The sequence below is a fragment of the Mesorhizobium vachelliae genome, from assembly GCF_033977325.1.
GTDB lineage: Bacteria > Pseudomonadota > Alphaproteobacteria > Rhizobiales > Rhizobiaceae > Mesorhizobium > Mesorhizobium vachelliae.
In genome coordinates this window covers 29,599-45,047 of record NZ_JAVIIR010000006.1, presented here as the reverse complement: position 1 = coordinate 45,047, position 15,449 = coordinate 29,599, and the positions used below count along the sequence as shown (strand labels likewise).

General features: G+C 64.8%; 14 protein-coding genes. 12 read left to right on the top strand and 2 right to left on the bottom strand.

The features are described from left to right. Positions 1-2: 2 nt before the first annotated feature. Together RFM41_RS14455 and RFM41_RS14450 are read right to left on the bottom strand one after the other, a co-directional pair. On the bottom strand, positions 3-788 hold the full coding sequence (locus RFM41_RS14455) for an SDR family NAD(P)-dependent oxidoreductase (protein WP_320249640.1): 786 nt from the start codon (positions 786-788) through the stop codon (positions 3-5). 13 nt (positions 789-801) lie between these two features. Continuing rightward, positions 802-1,536 carry a FadR/GntR family transcriptional regulator gene (locus tag RFM41_RS14450; RefSeq protein WP_320249639.1) on the bottom strand — a complete coding sequence of 245 codons (735 nt, stop codon included), beginning with the start codon at positions 1,534-1,536 and terminating at the stop codon, positions 802-804. Positions 1,537-1,724: 188 nt separating this feature from the next. Here RFM41_RS14450 and uxuA point away from each other — a divergent pair, with 188 nt between their 5' ends. The 12 genes from uxuA to RFM41_RS14390 all read left to right on the top strand — a co-directional run bounded on the left by uxuA (position 1,725) and on the right by RFM41_RS14390 (position 15,440). Further along, positions 1,725-2,909: a mannonate dehydratase gene (gene uxuA / locus RFM41_RS14445; protein ID WP_320249638.1), complete on the top strand. Its 1,185-nt coding sequence runs from the start codon at positions 1,725-1,727 to the stop codon at positions 2,907-2,909. A 99-nt stretch (positions 2,910-3,008) separates the two neighbouring features. Next, positions 3,009-4,151, top strand: coding sequence for an ABC transporter substrate-binding protein (locus tag RFM41_RS14440; RefSeq protein ID WP_320249636.1), 1,143 nt, complete (start codon positions 3,009-3,011; stop codon positions 4,149-4,151). Next, positions 4,151-5,002 carry an IclR family transcriptional regulator gene (locus RFM41_RS14435; protein WP_040983826.1) on the top strand — a complete coding sequence of 284 codons (852 nt, stop codon included), beginning with the start codon at positions 4,151-4,153 and terminating at the stop codon, positions 5,000-5,002. The genes RFM41_RS14440 and RFM41_RS14435 overlap by 1 nt, the downstream gene beginning before the upstream one ends. 27 nt (positions 5,003-5,029) lie before the next feature. After that, on the top strand, positions 5,030-6,061 hold the full coding sequence (locus tag RFM41_RS14430) for a sugar ABC transporter substrate-binding protein (protein WP_320249630.1): 1,032 nt from the start codon (positions 5,030-5,032) through the stop codon (positions 6,059-6,061). A gap of 224 nt (positions 6,062-6,285) precedes the next feature. Beyond that, the gene (locus RFM41_RS14425; protein ID WP_320249628.1) at positions 6,286-7,269 is read left to right on the top strand and encodes an ABC transporter permease; all 984 of its coding nucleotides are present in this window, start codon (positions 6,286-6,288) and stop codon (positions 7,267-7,269) included. After that, the gene (locus RFM41_RS14420; protein WP_320249625.1) at positions 7,259-8,791 is read left to right on the top strand and encodes a sugar ABC transporter ATP-binding protein; all 1,533 of its coding nucleotides are present in this window, start codon (positions 7,259-7,261) and stop codon (positions 8,789-8,791) included. The genes RFM41_RS14425 and RFM41_RS14420 overlap by 11 nt, the downstream gene beginning before the upstream one ends. 63 nt (positions 8,792-8,854) lie before the next feature. After that, complete coding sequence (locus RFM41_RS14415; protein WP_320249622.1) at positions 8,855-9,850, top strand: ABC transporter permease; 996 nt, start codon at positions 8,855-8,857, stop codon at positions 9,848-9,850. A gap of 1 nt (position 9,851) precedes the next feature. After that, positions 9,852-10,637 (top strand): SDR family NAD(P)-dependent oxidoreductase, encoded by a 786-nt coding sequence (locus RFM41_RS14410; RefSeq protein ID WP_320249619.1) that lies wholly within the window; start codon positions 9,852-9,854, stop codon positions 10,635-10,637. A gap of 18 nt (positions 10,638-10,655) precedes the next feature. Then, positions 10,656-11,861, top strand: a complete 1,206-nt coding sequence (locus RFM41_RS14405) for a CaiB/BaiF CoA transferase family protein (protein WP_320249616.1) — start codon at positions 10,656-10,658, stop codon at positions 11,859-11,861. Beyond that, positions 11,861-12,646, top strand: coding sequence for an enoyl-CoA hydratase/isomerase family protein (locus RFM41_RS14400; protein WP_320249614.1), 786 nt, complete (start codon positions 11,861-11,863; stop codon positions 12,644-12,646). The genes RFM41_RS14405 and RFM41_RS14400 overlap by 1 nt, the downstream gene beginning before the upstream one ends. Continuing rightward, a complete protein-coding gene (locus RFM41_RS14395; protein WP_320249611.1) occupies positions 12,643-13,656 on the top strand; it encodes a hypothetical protein in 1,014 nt (337 codons plus the stop codon). The genes RFM41_RS14400 and RFM41_RS14395 overlap by 4 nt, the downstream gene beginning before the upstream one ends. Then, positions 13,653-15,440 (top strand): CoA-transferase, encoded by a 1,788-nt coding sequence (locus RFM41_RS14390; RefSeq protein ID WP_320249609.1) that lies wholly within the window; start codon positions 13,653-13,655, stop codon positions 15,438-15,440. The genes RFM41_RS14395 and RFM41_RS14390 overlap by 4 nt, the downstream gene beginning before the upstream one ends. The last annotated feature ends 9 nt before the right edge of the window (positions 15,441-15,449 follow it).

Here is a 15,449-nt window from a genome sequence, read left to right as displayed (position 1 = left end):
GGTCATTTCACACCGATGCCGGCGGTCAGGCCGCCATCGATCTTATAGTCCGCGCCCGTGCAGAAGCCGGCCTTGGACGAGCACAGAAAGGCGATGAGTTCCGCCACTTCCTCCGGTTCGCCGATGCGGCCGAGCGGATGGGCCGCGCCGAAGCGCCTGTAGGCTTCCTCGACATCGGCATCGCTGCCGTTGTCGCCGCGCGCGGCCTTCTCCAGGATCGGCGTGCGGATCGAGCCCGGGCTGACCGAATTGACCCGGACGCCGGCGCCCGCGTAGTCGAGTGCCAGCGAACGTGTCAGCGTATGGATGGCGCCCTTGGTGGTGGCATAGGCCGCGACGTTCTGCTGGCAGGCGAAACCCTGCACAGAGGCGACATTGACGATCGCGCCGCCACCGCGCTTGATCATTTCCGGAATGCCGAAATGGGCGGTCAGATAGATCGAGCCGACATTGACCGTCATCGCCTTGTTCCAGGTCTCCCAGTCGGTCGTCGTCGCGGTTCCATAGGGATGGACCGCCGCCGAATTGACGATCACGTCGAGGCCGCCGAAGCGTTCGACGCCGGCCGCGACGGCGTCGCGGACCTGATCCGACACGGAGACGTCCGCGTCCACGGCCAGAACGCCGGCGCCAGAGTTTCCAAGCTCCGCCCTCATCGCGGCATTGGCCGCGCGGTCGATGCCGCAGGCGATGATCGCCGCACCACCGGCGGCGAGGCGCCTGGCGGTTGCGAGACCGATCCCGGTCGTCCCGGTCACCAGCGCGACCTTGCCTTCAAAATCCTTCATTGCGGGAACTCCTTCAGTCGCTGTTGGAAGCCGGCTCTTCCGGCAGGAAGCGCAGGGCGAAATCGAGATGGCGACTCATCAGATAGGCGTAAGCCAGCCTGTCGCGTGCACGCAGGGCGGCGATGATCTCGCCATGCGCGGCGCGGGTGTCGGCCAGCACGGGCCGCATTTCCTTGCCGATGGTCATGATCCGCAGGATCACGGGTGAGAGGAAGGAATACATGTCGGTGAGCATGCGGTTGTCCGCCAGCCCGATGAGCGCCATGTGGAAATTGAAGTCGTTCTCAGCGGCCTCCTCGATCGAGCGGCTCTCGACGATCCGGGCGTTGATCTCGTCGAGCGCCTCGATCTGCTCGCCTGTGGCGTTCAGCACGATGTGGTCGCCGATGCCGACCTCGATGATGCGCCTGAAACCCTGGATGTCGGCGAAGGACGAGCGCGAGACATCCATATGCGCGGCGAAGAAATTCTGGATGGCGATGCTCTGCCCGTCGGCGAGCACCGCGCCGACGCGCGGCTTGGGCTCGATCAGCCCGTAGGTGCGGATGGTGCGCAGCGCCTCGCGCACGGTGTTGCGGCTGGCGCCGGTGATCTCGCTGAGCTCGCGCTCTGTCGGCAGCACGTCGCCGACATTGAGTTGCCGCGCGCGAATAAGCTCGAGGATACGTCCCGCAGCCGTGTCGACCGCGGACCTGCCGCCGGCGCGGCGGGCGATGGCGTTGTCGTGCGCGGCCTGAGTGTCTTCCAACGTCGATCCTCCTGAATTGTTGGACCAACATATCGCAAGGATCGAGGAAAACAACAGGTTTCAGGCGCTGCTCCGGCCAATTCATGGATATTTGGGCGAGAGCGAACCTTTCGGAGCGCCCAAATTTTTAATTTGACTCTCATTGTGGTCCAACAATAAGTTCCGGCCATTCACAGAGGGAAACGGCAATGGAACAGTGCTGGCGCTGGTATGGCCCGGACGATCCGGTGACACTCGATCAGGTCAAGCAGGCGGGCGCGACAGGCGTGGTCTCGGCCCTGCACGACATCTATGACGGCCGCGTCTGGCCGCTTGAAAACATCCTGGAGCGCAAGCGGATCATCGAGGCAGCGGGGCTGACCTGGTCGGTGGTCGAGAGCATTCCAGTCCACAATTCGATCAAGATCGGTTCGCCGGAACGGCTCCGCTACGTGGGCTTCTATAAGGACACGATCCGCGCCCTGGCGAAGGCTGGCATCGCGACGATCTGCTACAATTTCATGCCCGTGGTCGACTGGACCCGCACGGATCTGGCCTACCGCCTGCCGACCACGGGTTACGCTCTGCGCTTCGACGCGATCGATTTCGCGGCCTACGACCTGTTCGTGCTGAAGCGCCGGAATGCCCGGGACGGCTATACGCCCGCCCGCATCGCCGAGGCGGAAGCGCGGCTGAAGGAACTCAGCGACGAGAAGATCGACAGGATCGAGCGCAACCTCATCGCCGGACTGCCCGCCACCGAACGCGCCTACAACCGCGACAGCTTTCGCGAGGCCCTGGCCGACTATGATTCGATCGGGCCGAAGGAATTGCGCGAAAACCTCGCCTGGTTCCTGCGCGAGATCATTCCGGTGGCCGAAGAGGAAGGGGTGCGCATGTGCATCCATCCCGACGATCCGCCTTTCTCGCTCTACGGCCTGCCGCGCATCGTCTCGACCGCCGAGGATGCGCGCTTCATCCTCAAGGCCGTCGACAGCCCGGCCAACGGGCTGACCTTCTGCACCGGCTCCTACGGCACGCGCGCCGACAACGACATTGTCGCCATGGTCAAGGAGTTTGCCGACCGCATCCATTTTGTCCATCTGCGCAACGTCACCATCGAGGATGACGGCTCGTTTCACGAGGCTGAGCATCTCGAAGGCGGCACCGACATGGCGCATGTCATTCTCGCGCTGATGCGGGAGGAGGCGCGCCGCCGCAAGGAAGGCCGCGCCGACTGGCGCATTCCGATGCGGCCCGATCATGGGCATCTGCTCGCCGACGACATCGGCAAGACCAGGATCAATCCTGGCTACTCGCTGATCGGGCGGCTGAAGGGCCTCGCCGAGTTGCGCGGCATTATGCGCGCCGTCGAGCGGTTCGGGCTGGCTTAGGCTGTTTTGCGTATGTAAAAACTATTTGCCCAGGTAAAAATACCTGCTAGTGGTCTGCGGGCCGGGCACATGCCCGGTCCCAGGGAGGAATTGCCGGATATGACAAGACTGCGCGGTCTTGCGTGGGATCATCGACGTTGCTGGGGGCCGCTGGATGCCAGCGTGGCGCCTTATCGCGCAGCCAATCCCGGCCTGGAAATCGAATGGGACCGCCGCAGCCTCTATGAATTCGGCGAGGGCGCGCTCGGCCCCGTGCTCTCGGCCTACGATCTTGTGGTGTTCGACCATCCCTTCATCGGCGACATCGCGCAGGACGAGCTGATGGTGCCGTTCGACGCGTATCTGTCGGCGGAGCAGGTCCGTTTCTTCGAACAGGATTCGGTCGGTCCGTCCTGGCGGTCCTACGCAAAGAACGGGCGCCAATGGGCATTGCCCATCGATGCCGCCTGCCACGTCGCCTCGTATCGCCCGGACTTTCTGGAGCGCTACGGTCCGGTGCCGCGCAAGCATGAAGAGGTGGTCGAGCTCGGACGCCTCGCGCGCAAGGACGGCAAGTGGCTCGGCCTGCCTTCCGTGCCGACGGACGCGATGTGCCTGCTTCTGACGCTTGGCGATCCACAGGAGGACGGCGAGCACTTCATCGCGCCGGACATGGTCGAGAAGGTGGTCGAGCAGTTGCGCGAGCTTGCCGCGCTGTCGCATCCGAATTCGCCCAAATGGAATCCGATCCGCTGCTACGACCACATGATCGCGCATGACGACGTCATCTATGTGCCGTTCGCCTTCGGCTATGTGAACTACGCCGCGAAAACCGACAGGCCGTACCTGCGCTTTGCCGATGTGCCGACCGCGCGATCTGCCGGGGCGCTGCTCGGCGGCGCCGGCATCGGCGTCAGCGCCCAGTCGAAGCATAAGCAGGAGGCGATCGACTACGCCCTGTTCCTGTGCTCGCCCGACTATCAGCGCGGCGACTATGTGAAGGCGGGCGGACAGCCGGGATCGCTGGCGGCCTGGACGGACGCCGAGGTCAATCGCCTTTCCGGCGATTTTTTCTCCTCGACGCTGCGCACGATCGGCTCGTCCTATCTGCGTCCGACGCATCCGGGCTTCATCGCCTTTTTCGGCGACTGCGCGCCGCGCGCGGCCGCTGCCATCGCCGGCGATATCTCGGCCACGGAACTCGCCGACCATTTGAACCGCCTCTATCGCGAAACCAGGCAACCGGAACGGAGCGCCGCGTGATGGCTGCCGGTATTGCCGAAACGCTCGAGGAAAGCGAAAGCGGCCGCAACGGATATCGCGTGCCGGCGGTGGAGAAGGCGCTCGACGTCTTGGAGTTCATGGCTGCAAGCGCCGATGCGATGACCCAGACCGAGATAGCGACCGGCCTAGGCAGGTCCATCCACGAGATCTATCGCATCCTGCTCTTGCTGGAGAAGCGCGGCTACCTGTTCCGTACGCAATCGGACCGATTCCGGCTGTCGCTGAAACTGTTCGAGCTGGCGCATATGCATCCGCCGGTGAACAGGCTGGTCGAATGCGCGCTGCCGGTGATGCGCGAACTGACCGCCAATGCCGACCAGAGCTGCCACCTGGTGGTGCGCGAGGGGCAGAATGCGCTGGTGGTGCTGCAAATCGATTCGCCGCTGCCGATGCGCTACTCGGTTGCGCTCGGATCGCATTTCCCGATCCTCGAAACCAGTTCCGGCGCGGTGCTGCTCGCCCATTCGAACCGGGCCGAGCGCGACCGCATCGTCGAGCGGATCGTCGCTGCCGGCGAAGGGCAGGGGACGCGCGAGGAAATCGAGGCGCGGCTGAACGAGGTTGCCAGGCTCGGCTATGAGATGCGCGCGTCGCTGGCCGTCGAGGGCTGCACCAACATCTCCATGCCCGTGCGCGACCATGTTGGCGCCGTCATCGCCGCGCTCACGGTCCCGCTGCTGCCGCAGAAGGCGGCGCGCTTCGACCGCCAAACCGTCTTCGAACGGACCCGGACCGCCGCCGAGAAGATATCGGCCGCGCTCGGTTGGGGCGAAGCCAATAGCTCTTCACGTGCCGACCCGGAACGGCGGGATTACCCGTTCAGCGACTGAGACAAACGAAAACCCTGGGAGAGAAAAATGCACTGGTCCAAATCAATCCTGCTCGCATCCGCGGCCATGCTGGCCATGGGCGCGGTGGCGGCGCATGCCGAGAACATGCCCAAGCACATCGGCTATGTCACCAACTACGCCACGCATGAGTGGTACCAGAACGTCATCAAGGGCATGAAGGCGCACGGCAAGGAACTTGGAATCGACGTCGAGGTGCAGGACGCCAATCTCGATATTGCCAAGCAGGTCGCCGCGGCCGAAGATTTCATCGCCAAGGGCGTCGACGTGCTGATCATCACCCCGGTGAACGAGGAAGGCGTGGTGCCGCTGCTGCGTCAGGCCAAAGCCGCCAACATCCCGGTGGTGCTCGAGGGCAACCCCGTCAAGGGCATGACCACGATGGTCGCCATCTGCGACTACGACACCGGCTACTTCTCCGGCGTCGAGGCCGGCAAATATGCCAAGGAAAAGCTCGGCGGCGTCGCCAAGGTGATGAATGTCGGCCTGCCGCTGCTGTCGGCGACGGTGCTGCGCTCGCACGGCTTCATGGATGGGCTGAAGACCATCATCCCCGACGCGGTCATGGTGCATGACCTCGACGGCGGTGGCAATCCGGACCGCGCGCTGGAAGTCTCCTCGGCGGCGCTCGCCAAGAATTCCGACGTCAACATCATCTACGGCATCAACGACTCCTCCTCGCTCGGCGGTCTGCAGGCCTGGAAGGCCGCCGGCAAGTCGCAGGACGGCCTGCTGACGGTCGGCACCGGCGGCGAAGGGCTTGCCTTCATCAACGCCATGCAGAACGAGCCGTCCTACCGCATCGAGGCCGCCATGTTCCCGGAGAAGGAAGGCTTCACCACCATCGATGCGGCGGTCAAGCTGTTCAACAACGAGCAGGTGCCGGAACACATCGTCAGCCCGACCGCGCCGATGACTGGCGACGACTGGAAGAAATACTATGATTATGACGGCAAGACCCGCACCATCAAATGGGATGCCGTCAATGCGCTGCAGCCGCCGGCAAAGTGCATGAAGACCTCCGCCGACTTGAAGAAGTAGGTCGACCGACACGGCCCTTCCCGCGACGCGGGAAGGGCTACCTGCCAGGCGCCGATGGCCGGCAAGGATACGGCGCCGGCGCCTGACCTTAGAGCCGGATGATTTCAGGTCTGTTCGACCTGAAATCTGAATCCGTCTCTAAATCCAAGAGATAGAGCATGATGTCGTCCGAAAACCGATTCACACTTTTTGGCATCATGCTCTAGCGACGGGAACGGACTGACATGAGCGAGCTTACACACGCTTCCGCGCAGAAGCGTCCTATCGGCGGCCAGCTTCTCGGCAGCAGCCAGCTGGTGCTGGGCGCCATCCTGGCGGTGCTTTGCATTGCCATCTCGATCGCGGCGCCGCAGTTCTATTCGGAGGCCAACATCATCGCCATCCTGCGCCAATGCGCGCTGGTGCTGATCGTCGCCTCGGGCATGACCATGCTCATCATCACGGCGGAGGTCGACCTCTCGGTCGGCGCCTCGCTTGCCTTTGTCGGGTGCATCGGCATGGCGGTGCTCAATTCCACCCACAGCCTTGCGCTCGGCATGCTGGCCGCGCTTGCCTTTGCCGGCGGCGTCGGCCTGTTCAACGGGCTCGTCGTCACCAGGCTCAGGGTGAACTCGCTGATCGCCACCATCGGCACCATGATGATGCTGCAGGGCGGCGTCTATCTGTTCACGCGTGAGGCGGTGCAGAACCACAATCAACTGGCAAGCTTCACCGACCTCGGCGCAGGCTACGTCGGCGCCGTGCCCGTCCCCGTCATTATCGCGGCACTGATCTTCGTCTTCGCTTATGTGACGCTGCGCTTCACCACGCTCGGCCGCTACCTCTACGCGGTGGGCGCCAACGAGAAGGCGGTGCGCCTGTCCGGCCTGCGGTCTGAACGGCTGAAGCTGCTTGCCTTCGTCGTCACGGGGCTGTGCGTCGGCGTCGCCGGCATGATCCTGTCCTCACTGATGAATGCCGGCCAGCCGACCGCCGGGCGCGGTTTCGAGCTGACGGTGATCGCCGCCGTCATCCTCGGCGGCACCAGCCTGCTCGGCGGCCGCGGCTCGCTGTTCGGCACGCTGCTCGGCGTGCTGGTGCTCAAGGTGATCGACAACGGCATCATCATCCTCGGCTGGAACCAGGACCTGCAGATGGTGGTGCCGGGCATCGTCATCATCCTGGCGACCTATCTCGACATCATCCGGAACAAAGCCAATGTCCGTTGATTTCCTTCATCCCGGCGAAGACGCGGCCATCGACACGAATGTGCCGGCGCTGGAAATGCGCGGCATCGGCAAGCGGTTTCCGGGCGTGGTGGCGCTGGACAATGTCGACTTCACCCTGGAGCCCGGCAAGATCCACGCCCTCATGGGCGAGAACGGCGCCGGCAAGTCGACGCTGATCAAGATCATGGCCGGCGTCTACGGCAAAGACGCCGGCACCATCCGCATGCGCGGACGCGAGGTCGACATCAAGTCGCCACGCGACAGCTTGAAGGAAGGCATCAAGGTCGTGTTCCAGGAGATCGCGTTGATCTCCGAATTCACCGTGGCGGAAAACATCTTCCTCGAAGGTTATCCGACCGGCAGGACCGGCTCGATCGACTGGAAGAAGATCCGCGCGGACTCGGCGGCGCTGTTCAACCGCATCGGCTTCAACGTCGATCCGGCAGCGCGCACGGGATCGCTGCCGGTCAGCCAGCAACAGATGGTCGAGATCGCCCGCGCGCTCGCCCACGAGGCGCGCGTCGTGGTGATGGACGAACCGACGTCCTCGCTGACGCCGAACGAAGTCTCGCTGTTGTTCACGGTCATTCGCCGCCTGGCGGCCCTCGGCATCGCCGTGGTCTATGTCAGCCACAAGCTCGACGAAGTGTTCGAGATCGCCGACACGGTGACGGTGCTGCGCGACGGACGCCACATCTCGACCAGGCCGATCGGCGAGCACACCAACGACACGCTGATCCAGGACATGATCGGTCGCCGCATCGACAACCTCTTTCCCCGCCAGCGCGGCGCTGCGGGCAGCAAGGTGGCGCTGTCCGTCGACAAGCTCAGCACGGCGAAGAAGCTCATCGACGTGTCCTTCGAGGCGCGCGCCGGCGAGGTGCTCGGTTTCTTCGGATTGATGGGCGCCGGCCGGACCGAGCTCGCCAAGGCGATCGTCGGCTACGATCCGATTACGTCTGGCACGATCACGGTCGACGGTCAGCGCTTAGCGCCGCACGACACGCGCACGGGAGTCCGGCTTGGCATCGGCCTGCTCACCGAGGATCGCAAGAGCGAAGGCCTGATGGGCGAACTGCCCGTCTACCAGAATGCCAGCCTCGCCTCGCTCGGCGCATTCGCCCGATTGGGCTTCGTCGACAAGGCGAAGGAGCATCAGGCGGTGCAAGACTATGTCAACCGCTTCCGCATCAAGACGCCCAGCCTGTTCCAGCAGATCAAGAACCTGTCGGGCGGCAACCAGCAGAAGGTGCTGATCTCACGCTGGCTGATGCGCGGCCTGAAGGTCATCGTCGTCGATGAGCCGACGCGCGGCATCGATGTCGGCGCCAAGTCGGAAATCTTTGCGCTGATCGACCGGCTCGCCGGTGAAGGCCTGGCGGTCGTCATGATGACGTCGGAAATGCCGGAACTGCTCGGCCTCGCCGACCGTATCGCTGTGATGTGCGAGGGCCGCCTGACTGCGGTCATGCCGCGCGAGGAAGCCACGCAGGAGAAGATCCTCAATGCGGCGATCGGATAGAACCATGGCACATCGTCTCGGCATTCCTTGCGATACGCGCCATCCCTTCGGAGGAGGCAAGCGATGAGTATTGCAAGCACGGCTTCCGCAAAAGACCAGCCATCGCTGCTGGCGCGCCTTTTTGCCCGGCAGGAGCTGGCGCTGCTCGTCTGCCTCGTTGTGGTGCTGGCGTTCTTTTCCGCAACCGTCGAGAATTTCCTCTCCCTGCGCAACATGACCAACGTGCTGGGCCAAGCCTCGCTGGCGCTCACCGCCGGCATCGGCTGCGCCATCGTCTTCATCTCCGGCGAGGTCGACATCTCGATCGGCTCGCTGCTGGCGACCATCGCGCTGCCGCTGATCATCATCATGAACGACACCAATTCTCTGCTGCTCGGCGTCAGCGGCGCGCTGCTGTTCGGCCTGATCATCGGTGTGGTGAACGGCTATCTCGTCGCCTATGCCGGCATCAATTCGCTGATCGTGACGCTGGGCACGATGTTCATCATGCGCGGCGGCGTCTATCTCTACACCGGCCAGCGCGCGATCCCCGACGACGCCAGCCTCGATAGCTTCATCGCGCTCTCCGACGGGCGCCTGTTCAACATCATCCCGTATTCGGCGGTGATCGCCATCGTGCTGCTCGCCGTCTTCGGCTACATGATGCAGCACCGGCCGTTCGGGCGGCAAATCTATGCCGTCGGCGGCAACCAGGAAGTGGCGCGGCTAGCCGGCTACGACGTGCGGCGCGTCAAGTTCATCTGCTTCATCATCAGCGCGCTGCTGGCAACGGTTGCAGGCATCATCCTGGCGGCGCGTGTCGGCTCGGCGCAGCATACGGCGGGGCTCAATTTCGAATTCCAGGTCGTTGCGGCGACCGTGCTCGGCGGCGTGAGCCTTGCCGGCGGCATCGGCAGCCTGACCGGCATGGCGCTCGGCGTCCTGATCCTGCAGTTCCTGTCCAACGGCCTGCGCGGTCTTGGCCTGCCGACCGAATGGCAGCTGGTCATCACCGGCATGATCATCATCGCCGCGGTCGCCTTCGACGAGGCGAAGCGCCGGCGCGCGAATGGAGGCTGACATGGCTCGTCTCGAAGGGAAAACCGCCGTCATCACCGGTGCGGCCGACGGCATAGGGCACGCGATCGCCGAGGCGATGGCGCGGGAAGGGGCGCATGTCTTCCTCGGCGACATCGCCGATGAGGCCGGCGAGAAGTTCGCCGCAGCACTGCGCGCGGCCGGCCGCCGCGCCGACTATCTCCATTGCGACGTCTCGAAGGAGACCGACATCGCCGGCCTGATCGACAGCGCGGCGAAGAAGACCGGACATCTCGACATCCTGGTCAACAATGCCGCGATCGCCATCGGCGGCATGCCGGTGCACGAGATGACCGACGAGCAATGGCACAGGCTGATCGCCGTCAACCTGACCAGCGTCTTCCGCGGTTGCAAATACGCCTTGCCGCACATGATCGCGCAGAAGTCCGGATCGATCATCAACATGGCTTCGGCGCAGGGCCATATCGGCCTCGACGGCTGGACCGCCTATGCCGGCGCCAAGGGCGCGGTGATGGCGATGACGCGCCAGATGGCGGTCGAGTTCGGCCCGATGAACATCCGCGTCAACTCGATCTCGCCGGGCACCATCAACACGCCGATGAACGATCGGCTGATCAAGGAGATCGGCGGCAGCCTCGCCAAGGCCTGGGTCAAGATGCATCCGCTCGGCCGCATCGGCGAGCCTTCCGAAGTGGCCGAGGCGGCGGTCTACCTTGCCTCGGATGCGGCGGGCTTCACCACCGGCACCGATCTGCGCGTCGATGGCGGGCTGACCGCCGCGCCGCGCTACGTTCCCGAACTGCTTTGAAACGAAACGAGACATGAAATGAACAAGGCCCTCGAAGGCGTCCGCATCCTCGACTTCAGCCATCTGCTGCAGGGGCCGTTCGCCACGCAGCTGCTCGGCGACATGGGCGCCGATGTCATCAAGATCGAGCGCGCCGGTGCCGGCGACATGTTCCGCGGCATGACCTTCTTCGCCAAATGGGTCGGCGGCTCCGAGAGCCCGAACTTCCTCGCCTGGAACCGCAACAAGCGCTCGATCGCGCTCAACCTGAAGAGCCGCAAGGTGCATGCCATCATCATGGAGATGGCGAAGAGTGCCGACGTGGTGGTGCAGAATTTCCGTCCGGGTGTGCTGGCCAAGCTTGGCTATGGCTACGAGGACTTCAAGGCCGTCAATCCGCGCATCATCTACTGCTCGGGTTCGGGCTATGGCGAGGAAGGCCCTTATGTCGAACGCCCCGGACAGGACATGCTGATCCAGGGGCTTGCCGGGCTGATCGCCAACACCGGCCGCGGCGACCAAGCGCCGGTTCCGGCAGGCGCCGGGCTCGCCGACCAGATCGGCGCCATGAACATGGTCTACGGCATATTGTCGGCGCTCTATTATCGCGAGAAGACGGGCAAGGGGCAGAAGATCGAGGTCAATCTGCTGGCTGGCCTCTTGGCGCATCTCAACCAGGAATATGTCGCCGTGCTCAATCTCGGCGAGGATTTCGTGCGGCCGAATTCCGGCATCGGCCATCCCGGCATGCAGGCGCCGTTCGGCATCTACGAGACGAAGGATGGCGGTTACGTGTCGATCGCCATGAGCCCGTTCAAGACGCTCTACGAGGTGCTGGAGGCGCCGCAGCTCGCCGTCTATGACGATCTCAAGACCCTGTTCGACAAGCGCGATGAGGTGTTCGAGAAGGTCAACGCAGAGACGAAGAAATTCGGCACGGAGGATCTCTTGGCGCGGCTGCTCAAGGCCGACATCTGGTGCGCCGAGGTGAAGGACATCCGCCGCGCGGCGGAGGACCCGCAGGTCACGCATATGGGCATGATCACCAGCTACGATCATCCGCGCGGCGGCAAGGTGCGGGTGGTGGCGCCCGCGGTCAAGATGAGCGAGACGCCCGCGACCATCGAACGGCCGGCGCCGCTGGTCGGCCAGCATGGCCGCGAGATCCTAGCCGAGTTCGGCCTGTCGAAGGATGAGATCGCGGCGCTCGAGGCGTCCGGCGACATGACCGTGGACGCGGCCTGATGATGGGCTCTTACCAGACACTCACGGTCGAAACCCAGGGCCGGGTCGCGGTCGTCACCTTCCGGCGCGCCGACCAGCTCAACGCCATGAACCGGCTGATGCAGGGCGAGATCACCGAGGTCTTCGAGGCGCTGTCGGGCGACGACGATGTTGGCGCGATCGTGGTGACAGGCGAGGGGCGCGGCTTCATGGCCGGCGCCGACATCAAGGAATATGCCGCGCAGACGGCCGCCGAGTTCGACACGTTCCAGGCTGCCGGCACGCGCATGTATGCGGCGATCGAGAACAATTGCAAGCCGGTGATCGCGGCGGTCAACGGCTTCGCGCTGGGCGGCGGCATGGAGCTGGTGCTGTGCTGCGACATCGTCATCGCCAACCAGTTCGCCAAGCTCGGCCTGCCGGAGATCAAGCTCGGGCTGATCCCCGGCGGCGGCGGCACCCAGCGCAGCGTTGCCAAGCTCGGCCGCAACCGCGCCAATCTGTTGCTGATGACAGGCGCGATCGTGCCGGCCTCCGAATTCGTCGGCGCCGGCCTGGTCAATGAGATCGTCGATGTCGATAGGCTGATGCCGCGCGCGCTGGAACTGGCCGGGATGATCGCCGCCGAACCCGCCGCCGCGATCGAAGGCCTGAAAGCCCTGACGGCGCATGCCGTGTCGGGCGACCTGGCTGAAGGCCTCGCCATGGAGCGCAACATATTGGGCGGCCTTTATCGCAGCGAGATCGGCCAACGGCGCGTCAAGGAGTTCGCCGAGAGGAGCGCCGTGAAGAAGGCCGGCTCATGAGTGGCGAGGACTATCGCGGCCTCGGCTGGGCGCATGGCGCGCTGACCGTGCAGCGGCTCGGCGCCATGCTGGCGCCGGTCACATTCGTGCTGGCCGATGGCCGGCAGGTTTCGCCGATGCATGTCGCGCCCTGGGCGAATGAGCCGGAATCGGAAGCGCTGCCCGGCATCCTGCGCAAGCTGCGCGGCGAATGGCCCTGCGTGCCCTTCGGCTATTCGGTGGCTGTCGAGGGATGGCCCGAGAGCTGGACGCGCGTCATGGGACCGCCGGGTCCTGACGAAGAAGTTCATGGCCACAGCTCCAACAATGACTGGACCTGGAGCGACAGCCAGCCTGGGTCGCTTTCGCTGGCGCTTGCCTATCCTGAGACAAGCCCGGTCGAGCGCGTGGAGCGGACGATAACGCCCGATCCGTCGGCGCCGGCCGTCGACATCGAATTCAGGATATTCGTCCGTCACGCCTGCCGGCTGCCGATCGGCCTGCATCCCGTGTTCCGGCTGCCTTTCGAGAGGGGTGCCGCGACACTGGAGCTTGGCGGCTTCGACGAAGGTCGCACCTATCCGCACGACGTCGAACCAGGGGCGGAGCTGTTTGCCAGGAACAAGACGTTCTTCGAACTGACAGCCGTGCCGGCGCGCTCTGGGAATACGATCGACGCCTCCCGCTTGCCTCTGGCGGCCGCCACGGAGGAGTTGCTGCAGATCGAAGGCGTCGGCGGCATGGCGGCGCTTGCCAACCACGAAGACGGATATCGGGTAGAGCTTTCCTGGCAGAAGGAACATTTCCCGAGCCTTCTGCTCTGGTACTCCAATCGCGGACGCAAGGCGGCACCCTGGAATGGGCGTCATGTCGCCATCGGCATCGAGCCGATCTGCTCGGCCTTCGGTCTCGGCCCGGCGACCGCGCTGGCCGACAATCCCATCGCGCAATCCGGCATTGCGACGGCGCTGGAATTCTCGCCCGAAAAACCCTTCGTCACCCGCTACCGCATCGAGGCATCCGCGCTGTGACAAATCGCAGGTCCGTCTCCCTGGTCAAGCCAAACCGGCCCCGCTTCACCGATATCGAGGGTCTGGCGGCGATGGTCGGCCACGGCGACGCTTTCGGCGTCGGCGGCCATCACTTCGCCAGGTTGCCGATCGCCTTGCTGCGCGCGATCGCCGGGTCAGGCGCCAAGAATTTGCGTTACGTTTCTTGGGCCGGCGGGCTGCCGCTCGAGCTGCTGCTCGAAGCGGATGCGGTGGCGGAGATCGAGCTCTGCTTTTCCAGCCTCGACATCTTCGGCCTGCCGCCGAAGTTCCGCGCGGCGGCCGAAGGCGGCGCAATCCCCGTCCGTGACTGGACGGCCCTGGCCATGATCCAGGCGCTGCGGGCGGCGCAGCAGAACCTGCCCTCGATGCCGTTCCAGTTGCCTCAGGGCTCCGACATGCTGGCGCGCGTGCCGGGTGCGTTCGCCAGGCCCGATCCGCTTGCCAGGACCGATACCGGGTTTGTCCCGCCGCTCAGACTCGACACCTTCATCGTCCACGCCCAGCGCGCCGATGAAAGCGGCAATGTCGAGATCATCGGGCCTCGGGCGCTGGACTTCGCCATGGCGGGCGCGGCACGCCAGGTGCTGGTCACGGTCGAGGAGATCGTGCCGGTCGGGGCGCTGCGGCGGGACGGCCGGCAGAGCATCTTCACCCGCAACCAGGTTTCGGCGATAGCCCTGGCGCCGGGCGGCGCCTATCCGGCCTCGTGCCTGCCATTCTACGTCACCGACTATCAGGCATTGTCGGAGGCCTTCGCGACGAGGGAGGCACCCTTACCGGACAAGCTCCGCCTGCCCGCGGCCGGCCTGCCGGAGCGGCTTCGAAAGGCGGCCAAAGTTAGCGCCGAAACAGTCCTCGCGATGCCGGCGCTCGCGCATGGCGAGAAGAAAGCATCCGTCGACGAGATCATCGCCGCGCGGATAGCCGCCGAGCTCGACAATGAGAGCTTCGCCAGCGCCGGCGCGGTGTCGCCACTCGCCAACGTCGCCTACCGGCTGGCCAAGGCGACGCACGCGCCGGACATGATCATCGCGACGATGAGCTGCGGCCACCTCGACATCGCGCCGAGCCCGATGGTGCTGTCGCTGATCGAAAGCCTCGATTGCGAGACGGCGGTGGCGTATGCCGGCGGCGACGACACCTATTCGACCTACTATCAGGCGGGCGCCGTGACGCATGAGATCGTGGGCGCCGCGCAGGTAGACCGGCACGGCCGTGTCAACACCATCGCCTTGCGCAAGCCGAGCGGCGGCCTTATCCGGCTCCCCGGGCAGGGCGGCATGGCCGATGTCGCCAATATGCATCGCGACTACCTGCTCTATGTCCCCCGCCATTCGGTCCAGTCGCTGGTTGGGGAGGTCGAAATCGTCAGCTCGGCGCGTGGTCTGCTGACGCCGGCCGAACGCGAGCCGATGGGCTATCGGACAGGCAAGGCGCTGGTCTTCACCGATCTCTGTATCTTTCGGCTCGATCAGGCAACACGGGAATTGATCGTCATCGAGACCATGCCGGGCGTTACCCGGCAGCAGGTCCGTGACGCCACCGGATTCGAAGTCACATTCGACGCCGATTGCCGGGAGTTGCCGGTGCCCTCCAGCGATACGCTTGCGGTGCTTCGAGATCGCATCGACCCGCTCGGCCTGCGTCGCCTGGAATTCGTCAGCGCCAAGGAGCGTGGCGTGCTCATCGCCGAGATCCTCGCGGCCGACCGCGCCATGGTCGAGCGCTGTATCGCCGCGCAAAGGTCGCCTGCCGCAAGCTGAGGAGCGTTC

Coding starts and splice junctions, on each gene's coding strand:
- RFM41_RS14455 (WP_320249640.1), bottom strand. CDS start 788: ATGAAGGATTTTGAAGGCAAGGTCGCGCTGGTGACCGGGACGACCGGG.
- uxuA (WP_320249638.1), top strand. CDS start 1,725: ATGGAACAGTGCTGGCGCTGGTATGGCCCGGACGATCCGGTGACACTC.
- RFM41_RS14440 (WP_320249636.1), top strand. CDS start 3,009: ATGACAAGACTGCGCGGTCTTGCGTGGGATCATCGACGTTGCTGGGGG.
- RFM41_RS14435 (WP_040983826.1), top strand. CDS start 4,151: ATGGCTGCCGGTATTGCCGAAACGCTCGAGGAAAGCGAAAGCGGCCGC.
- RFM41_RS14430 (WP_320249630.1), top strand. CDS start 5,030: ATGCACTGGTCCAAATCAATCCTGCTCGCATCCGCGGCCATGCTGGCC.
- RFM41_RS14425 (WP_320249628.1), top strand. CDS start 6,286: ATGAGCGAGCTTACACACGCTTCCGCGCAGAAGCGTCCTATCGGCGGC.
- RFM41_RS14420 (WP_320249625.1), top strand. CDS start 7,259: ATGTCCGTTGATTTCCTTCATCCCGGCGAAGACGCGGCCATCGACACG.
- RFM41_RS14415 (WP_320249622.1), top strand. CDS start 8,855: ATGAGTATTGCAAGCACGGCTTCCGCAAAAGACCAGCCATCGCTGCTG.
- RFM41_RS14410 (WP_320249619.1), top strand. CDS start 9,852: ATGGCTCGTCTCGAAGGGAAAACCGCCGTCATCACCGGTGCGGCCGAC.
- RFM41_RS14405 (WP_320249616.1), top strand. CDS start 10,656: ATGAACAAGGCCCTCGAAGGCGTCCGCATCCTCGACTTCAGCCATCTG.
- RFM41_RS14400 (WP_320249614.1), top strand. CDS start 11,861: ATGATGGGCTCTTACCAGACACTCACGGTCGAAACCCAGGGCCGGGTC.
- RFM41_RS14395 (WP_320249611.1), top strand. CDS start 12,643: ATGAGTGGCGAGGACTATCGCGGCCTCGGCTGGGCGCATGGCGCGCTG.